This window comes from uncultured Gardnerella sp., assembly GCF_947280595.1.
GTDB classification, from domain to species: domain Bacteria; phylum Actinomycetota; class Actinomycetes; order Actinomycetales; family Bifidobacteriaceae; genus Bifidobacterium; species Bifidobacterium vaginale_A.
In genome coordinates this window covers 1-6,308 of record NZ_CAMYOS010000031.1, presented here as the reverse complement: position 1 = coordinate 6,308, position 6,308 = coordinate 1, and the positions used below count along the sequence as shown (strand labels likewise).

The 6,308-nt window shown below is 38.2% G+C and carries 2 protein-coding genes; both read right to left on the bottom strand.

What is annotated here, in order from left to right:
* The coding region (locus Q0X59_RS06025; protein ID WP_297643896.1) for a S8 family serine peptidase at positions 1–4,910 on the bottom strand (4,910 nt) is incomplete at its 3' end.
* Positions 4,911–5,386: 476 nt separating this feature from the next.
* A partial coding sequence (locus Q0X59_RS06020; RefSeq protein ID WP_297643894.1) for an elongation factor Tu occupies positions 5,387–6,308 on the bottom strand: 922 nt, incomplete at its 5' end.

The window sequence follows — 6,308 nt, the reverse complement described above, 5'->3', positions numbered from 1 at the left end:
TTTGCACCAACAACAAGATTACCCTTAACAGACTTATCAAGACTCGAAACAGACTCAGGCGCTTGAGGAGCTTTCACGTCAACAGACGGAGCTGGCGGAGCAAGCTTTACAAAATCGATAGACGAATTATCAACAGCAATATTCCCTGCATAATCTTCTGCTTGAATAGTAATTGTATGATTACCAGCATTGATATCTTTACCAGAAACATTAACAGTCAAATTATCCTTACCTGGAACTGCAGGTTTATTATTCTCTACATCACTTTCTTTTTCAGAAAGCAAACTTGCTGCTAATGTCTTGCGTAAGTTATTCTCTGCAGAACCAACTTCAACACCATCAATCAACACATGAAGAGATTTAATATTCTTATCTTTTGCGTTAATTGTAATGTTATATGAATCGTCTATCTTTTGATTCTTTTGCAAATTACTATCAATAGTTGGCAAATCTTTATCAACAACTACAGGAATCATTCCAGCAAATTGATACTTATTCTTATCTCCAAATTGCATAAGAATATGATCGTTATTGGATACAGGAACAGTAGTAGTAAAGCTTTTACGATTCACATCAGCTCCACCACCATCGTAAGACATAAAATCAGATACTACAGAACCATTGATATAGAAATCATATCCAAATGCGTCATCACTTAAAGTACCTTCAAAATCTACAGTATCTTTATTAGTAAAGAGCGTATTATCATAAAGCTCTGGCTTAGATAATGTAATTTTTGGAGCTTCATTATCAAAGTAAATAGCAGCTGGACCATCAAAGAGTTTATTTTCTCCAGATTGAATAAGAAGATGGAAATCATTAACTCCAGGATGCATAGGCAACGTTATAGCAAAATTACCTTCTTCATCCGGCGCTGTAGTTATTGGCTCTGGATTTTCATATTCGCCATCATCTTTTACACGATTTGCTTTAGTAAACGATATAGACGTAATATTCTTACTCTTATCTACATGACCTCTTAATGTAAGAGAATCTTTAGTGATATCTTTTGGATCAGTTTTATCGCTATGAATCCAAGTATAGTTTTTATCTAGAAGATTCATATTATCAGCAACAATCAACTTCAAAGACTCATCTTCATCGCTAGTATCAGCTTTCGATACAGTAGCACGACCAGCTAAGCCAATATCTTGCTTAACACTGTTACCATCATTCATAGCAACAAGCGAAACGCTTTTTTCGCTTTCAAGAGGCTTTACAGTAACATCAAAAGTTCCATCAGAGTTGACTGTGACTTCATCATTAGCATCAATAGTAGTTTTCTTCTTACCAGTCATCCAATCAGTTTCGTCAGGATCTGAATCTGTTTTTGCACGCTTATAACGAACTTTAAGCTTATTTGTGTTCGTAACTTTACCCTTGATTTCTACTGAACCATCAGCATTAACAACTAACATTCCATCACTGTTAGTATTCGTAACACTAATAGTTGGCATATTAGAATTAAAGTAAATTGTAAGGCTATCTGAAGCAACTAATGTGTTTGAAGAATTAAAAGCTTCAACTTTGACATCATTCTTACCGTCTTTCAACAATAAGCCTGCGTCAAACTTCATGTTTTCAGGTTTCAAATCAAGAGTTTGAACAGTATCACTACCGTTAGTAACGCTAACCTTCACAGTACTTATATCTTTACTTACATAGCCTATAAGATCAACCTTACCATTTTTCAAATCCTTCAAACCAAGCTTCTCACCATCAAGCACGCTTTTACCTGTAAGATACAAAGATTTATCTTTAAAGACCTTACTTTGATCATTCCAGTTGCCACCCATATCTTTTATACTTGCACCAATATAAGTGTCATCTTTATCTAAAATAACATCGCATACGCGATAACCTTCATTATCTTTAGTGCAATCATCATACGTGTGGATAGTTTTATCACCTGATTGACTTGAAACCATCAAATCACTAAGTTCGCTTTTCATAGCATCTTTGACGCGAATAGTAACTTTTTGCGCATCTTTCTTTATTGGATGACCATCATCATCTTCATCATCAACTTTCACATTAACAGGATCAGAAATTATCATTTCCGGCTTATGTGTGTCAATCTTGAATCTCATATCGCAATGCTGCCAAGCGAATTTATCACCTAAACGAGCTGAGATACGATACTTGTAATATCCATCAGGAAGAGTTTCAAATTTTCCTGTTTGAGGATTGTATACTTTACCATCAAACTTAGTTATAGGAGAAGTGTAATTAGCTTCAGCTTTATCAAGAGAACCAAAATTACCTAAGCTAATTCTTGAAACATCATGCTCCTCACCTAGCACTCGCAATTCTCTGTTATTATCATCGAGAATCGAATAACGCAAATCAGAAGCATTGCGCAACAATACCATGCTTGGAACTAACGAATCTAATACACCGTCATCATTAGGAGAGAACTCATAAATGGTGTCAGATTCCTTATTTACTTGCACTGCCGGTTGCATGAAATAAGGTCCTGCAAATAATTTTGTTCCCGAAGGACCATAAGTATCTTTAGGAGAAAGGATAATATTTTCACGATTCCAATTACCAGCAAATCCTAAATATGGAACTGCTAAATCAGGCTGACCTTTAGTCTTAGAAGTGAAACGTACCCAACCTTCAACATAATGATCATGAGAAGAATCAACTCCAAGATTGAACGAAACTTTAACCGTTTGCTGAGCTGGAACAGTTACAGCTCTAGTTAAAGTTGTCAAAGAATCATTAGCGCTAATAAATGTTTCAGTATTCTTTCCCTTATTGTTTGACTCATTAACAACATCTTGCTGAGGAATTTCATACTCAACTGGAGTATCACTGTAATTATGGAGATTAACAGTAATATTACGTTCACCATTAACTTCACGAAGTGCTACATAAGAATTTCCGTCTACTGTAGCAATCACGTTAGTAGCAACAGCTTTATCAACTTGCGCTAAACCTGCACCAATTTGACGAGGAGCATATGGGACAAGTTTATTAGTACCAATATCATTGACCTTCTTAGATTTGCCAAGAATCTGCGCCGTATTCATCAACGCTTGAGTTGCTCTCTTAACTCGCTCTACTGCAGAAAGATGAGGGAAACGCTTCTTGTAATTCTCAATTACTAAAGTTGAAAGACCGGAAACGTTTGGGGCAGCCATGGAAGTACCAGACATGCTTGTGTACTTATTTCCATTCTGTGTGGACCAAACATTTCCACCAATGCCAGCAATTTGAGGCTTAAAATCAAGTTCTGGAGTTGGACCCCAAGATGTAAACGTTGATGGCTTCAAATTTTCTGGATTATTATTAACCATAAATGAATCACTAAAGGAAATTTTCACTTTCCCGTTTTTCATAGCGTCAACAATCTTCAAAGCATCCTCACGACGAATTGATGCTCCAAAGCATGTGAATTTATCAACGCCTTCCATGCCAAGGAACTGTGATGAATCCCCAGCTTTATTATAAACAATCACACCAGAAGCATGATGATCTATAGCATTCTGGAACTTATCAACGAATGAAATCTTACCACGCTCAACTAAAGCATATTTTCCAGTAAGATCCAAATCTTTAACATCATCTTCTTCGCCAAAGTTAATATTTACAAGCTCATGAGCTTTATTATCAGCTTTTCCTGAGGCAGGTGAATACGGAATTCCAGTTTTAGTATTATCCTTGTCAAACCACTCGGATTTAAGCTGAGTAATGTTAGAATTTTCAACAGAAGCTACGCTAAAAGCTTCAGGAAAAGCTGCAGGAGATCCTAAAGTTGCATCATCCCATTTTCCAAGCGCATCGTCTTCACCACCAGATGGAGAGAAATTCAAACCGGAGTTTCCAGCAGAAATAACTGGAAGTACTCCTGCATCTCTAGCTTTCTTTAATGCTAATCCTGTAGCACTTGATGTGCCACTAAAGCCATTATCAGATCCAAGTGACATGTTAATTACATCTGCACCGAGTTTAACAGAATCCTCAATTGCAGCAACTATATCCGAATCACGAGCGCCATGCGAACCCGGCATATTTGAGAATACTTTCATAGCAAGCAGCTGTGCGTTTGGAGCAACGCCATCTACACGCCAATTATCTTTAGCTAATTTATTTCCTTCATCACCATTAGCTGCAACAATTCCAGCTACGTGCATGCCATGCTGTTCAGCACCGTTATCTGTAATAGTATAATTTTCATCAGCGTAGTTATAACCATCTGGAACTTTATCTGTGAAACCTTTTCTTGGTTTCATTTTCAAATGGCTCTTAGCTGAATCATCAAGCTTCATATCTTGATGGCTTGGATCAATACCTGTATCAATAATTGAAACAAGCATTCCAGTACCATCAAGACCCTTCTTCTTAAATTCTTCATTCATACCCTGTAACGTGCGAGCATAATTTTCAAGAGGGTAATATAGACGTTCTTTTGCAACAGAAGCAATTTCAGGCTCATTTTGTAAATCGATAATTCTGTTATATGGAAGAGTTGCTTCAAATCCATTCATAAGATAGCCGAATTGACGGCGAACGCTCATATCGTACTTGGAAGACCATTTTTTAATCAATTGATCTTGATTAAATTTGTTATCCTGTTCTTGTTGCTTAGAAGGAGTTTTCGGCTGCTTCTTTAAAGTGACTATAACAGTAATTGGTTTTTTAGAATTTACAACTGTTTTAGAACCAAATTTTTTGTATAGCTTTTCACTATCTATAAGATTCTTGTGAGCTAATTTTTTAGCAGAAGACTCTAGTAGATTAGATGACTTATCTTTTGTATCTTTTATAGCAAAACTTGTACTAGTTTCTTCATTATTTTTATTTTCAGAAGCATTTGCCTGGCTTAACGGCACGAGCAATGTTGCTGCAGCAATGCCTAATGCTGCTAACCGAGTTAGGTATGACGTTCTAGTGAACTTCACAACAATCTCCTCTCGAATGAATATGAACATATCCCCCAAACGACTAAAGCGCAGAAGAAATATTGTTGGAAACTCTATCACTATTTATGTAATAAAAATCTTTGATTTAACAGCATAAAAGCAGTATTAAAACAGAAAAAAATTATCTACCATACTAAAAAATGGCATAATAAAGCCAATACCCCCCCCCATTGAATAAACTTAATTAACATCGAAAATATTTTTATTTAACATTTAATTTACATACATAATTCGTAAAAATTCCTAAAAAGATAAATATGCATTAACTTCATAAACTAGCACTCGCCTTATTCTCATGTCATTTTCGTGATTTTCCCATGTTATTTGAGCCATTATTTCCCGAAAAATACAGTACAAAAATACAAAAAGACCTCGCGAGTGAAATACACACTCACGAGGTCTTTATTAAGCTATCGCTTTAACGATTATGCTTGATAATTCATAGAAGAAGAAAATCAGGCAAGAATCTTGGTCACACGACCGGAACCAACGGTACGGCCACCTTCACGAACAGCGAAGGTCAAGCCCTCTTCCATAGCGATTGGCTGAATCAACTCAACAGTGAAGGTTGCGTGATCGCCAGGCTGAACCATTTCAACGCCTTCTGGCAAGGTGATAACGCCAGTGACATCGGTGGTACGGAAGTAGAACTGTGGACGGTAGTTGGTGAAGAACGGCGAGTGACGGCCACCTTCATCCTTAGTCAAGACGTAAACTTCGCCTTCAAACTTGGTGTGTGGTGTTACAGAACCTGGAGCAGCCACAACCTGACCACGCTCAACATCTGTACGGTTGATACCGCGGAGAAGAAGACCAGTGTTATCGCCAGCTTCAGCCTCATCCATCTGCTTGTGGAAGGTCTCGATGGAGGTAACGGTGGTGGTCTGGGTGTCACGCAAACCAACAATCTCAACTGGGGTGTTGATTGGGAGCTTACCACGCTCAACACGACCGGTAACAACGGTACCACGACCGGAGATGGTGAATACGTCTTCGATTGGCATCAAGAATGGCTTGTCAAGATCGTGAACTGGAGTTGGAACATACTCGTCAACAGCCTTCATAAGCTCCTTAACGGTTTCAACCCACTTGTCATGATCTGGAGCTTCATCGTGCAAAGCACCGTAAGCAGAAGTGCGGATGACTGGGCAATCGCGATCGAAGCCGTTTTCTTCGAGGAGGTCACGTACCTCTTCTTCAACGAGATCGATAAGCTCTGGGTCATCAACCATATCGCACTTGTTCAAAGCTACGAGAATCTTCGGGACACCAACCTGCTTAGCAAGCAAAACGTGCTCGCGAGTCTGAGCCATTGGGCCATCAGTAGCAGCAACCACGAGGATTGCGCCATCCATCTGAGCAGCACCGGTAATCATG